General features: G+C 42.3%; 2 protein-coding genes. Both read right to left on the bottom strand.

Annotation, left to right across the window (positions count from 1 at the left end):
- The coding region (locus Q7P41_RS03995) for a phosphonoacetaldehyde reductase (protein WP_303882294.1) at positions 1–1,073 on the bottom strand (1,073 nt) is incomplete at its 3' end.
- Positions 1,060–1,794: an NTP transferase domain-containing protein gene (locus tag Q7P41_RS03990; protein ID WP_303882293.1), complete on the bottom strand. Its 735-nt coding sequence runs from the start codon at positions 1,792–1,794 to the stop codon at positions 1,060–1,062. The genes Q7P41_RS03990 and Q7P41_RS03995, both read right to left, overlap by 14 nt.
- Positions 1,795–1,838: the final 44 nt, after the last annotated feature.

The raw sequence follows: 1,838 nt of genomic DNA, 5'->3' as shown, positions 1-1,838 counted from the left end.
GGGTTATTTTTCAACCTTTCCAAATTTACTGAGCTTGCAAGCTCTTGTATATCTATCTTCAAACTTGTGATTTCAGACAACCTTGTTTCCAGGTTTAGCGAAGTCATGATATCTGTCAGTTTCACCTTGACTTCTTTCGAGGATCGAACGCCCAACAATTCGTTTAATTCCTGAAATACTTCCTCAACATATTCTTTTCCCCTAGGATCGCATATCTCTCCTTTGATCTGGGCGTTAAATTCATACACATGGGGCAAGAGGATCATGACCGCCTGTCCGTGGGGTATGCCGTATTTGCCGGTTAATACGTACGACATGGCATGTGCGGCAGTAGTCTTTGCTATATTTATGGCCTTTCCGGAAAAGTTGGACGCTTTTGCTAATTTGGATAAAGAATCTATATCCCTTTCCCTAAAGGCCTTTAAATAGTTTTCCATGACTAACAAAATGCACTTCATCGAGTAAACCTTAGATTCATCCGTCGAATTTATGCTCCAGTAAGACTCTATGCCCTGGGCCAAGGAGTCAACTATCGAAGACGCCAGCGCCCTATCCGGAAGTGTGACCAATACCCTTGGATCTATCACCACGTATTCGGGAAGGATGTCGCTGCTTTCTATCGAATGTTTTTCACCGTTATAGTACATCACCGCAAAATGTGTGGCCTCTGCCCCTGTTCCGCACGTGGTGGGTATGGCCACATGCGGCACTTTCTGCACGGGCAAAAGCTCGGCGTGCACATCATCCTTTATGCAGGAAAAGTATTTAATGAGCTTTGCGACATCTATGGTACTTCCACCTCCATAGGATACTATGGCATCCCAATTTCCTTCCTTAAAAAGCTTTACTCCCTCGATGACATCCTCGTATTTGGGGTTATTCTCAAAATCGGAGAATACGTATATATCCTTTATTTTCCCGCTTACCTTTAAATCGACCAGTATCTCTTTAAATTTGGATCCTCTGAAAGCGCTCTTGCTGGCCACCAAAAAGATCCGCTGCACCTTCATTTCATCGACTAAATCCCATAAGCAGTCAAGGGAATTTAAACCTATATACTCAACTTGTTTCATTTTCATCATACCTTCTTATGTCTTTATCGACTTCCAACAAATCCTGAGGGGTATCTATTTCCTTGCAATAATGACAAGAGTAATCTAAATATCCCAGATGCACGTCCTGCAGTATTAGGTTTAAGGCCTCTTCGGCATAGACGCTTACGTTGCCTTGTTTGACAAAGATGTCAATCTCCTTGAGCCACAGGGTAAACTTATCCCTTTCAAGCTTATATAGCGGCATAAAGGCAAATACGCCGTCGCCCCTCAAATTGACCGAAATCCTTGCTATCCTATCATCAACAACCAGTGCCTTGAAATCCTTTTCGGGGAGAGGCAAGGTTTTGTTTATCAATCCAACATTTTTTATTACAGATGACGATATTTTCTCGATCAACGGCTCGTCGAACACCAAGTCGCCGTGCAGCAGCAATATATCGTCGTTAAGGTGTGGACCTGCCAGGTACATCGAATATATGTAGTTCGTCTCTTTGTATCTTTCATTTTTCACATATGTTATATCCAGATCATCGAAATTATTTTTCAGCTTCTCCTTTATCTTTTCCTCAAACGGTCCCGTGGTGATTATGAATTTCTTAAATCCATGTTTAGACAGCAGCCTGACCTGCCTTTCCAGTATAGTTTCTCCGTTGTATAGTTCGACCAGGCATTTAGGTTTATCGCTAGTAATCTCTTTTAGTCTGCTTCCGGCTCCCGAGTTAAGTATCAAAACTTTCATTTACGTTACCTATTGACCGCTTTCCCTGATGTAGGACATAAACA

The organism is Acetomicrobium mobile (genome assembly GCF_937920065.1).
The sequence above is the reverse complement of the archived record's forward strand: the minus strand, read 5'-3'. Positions and strand labels throughout refer to the sequence as shown.

Coding starts and splice junctions, on each gene's coding strand:
- Q7P41_RS03990 (WP_303882293.1), bottom strand. CDS start 1,794: ATGAAAGTTTTGATACTTAACTCGGGAGCCGGAAGCAGACTAAAAGAG.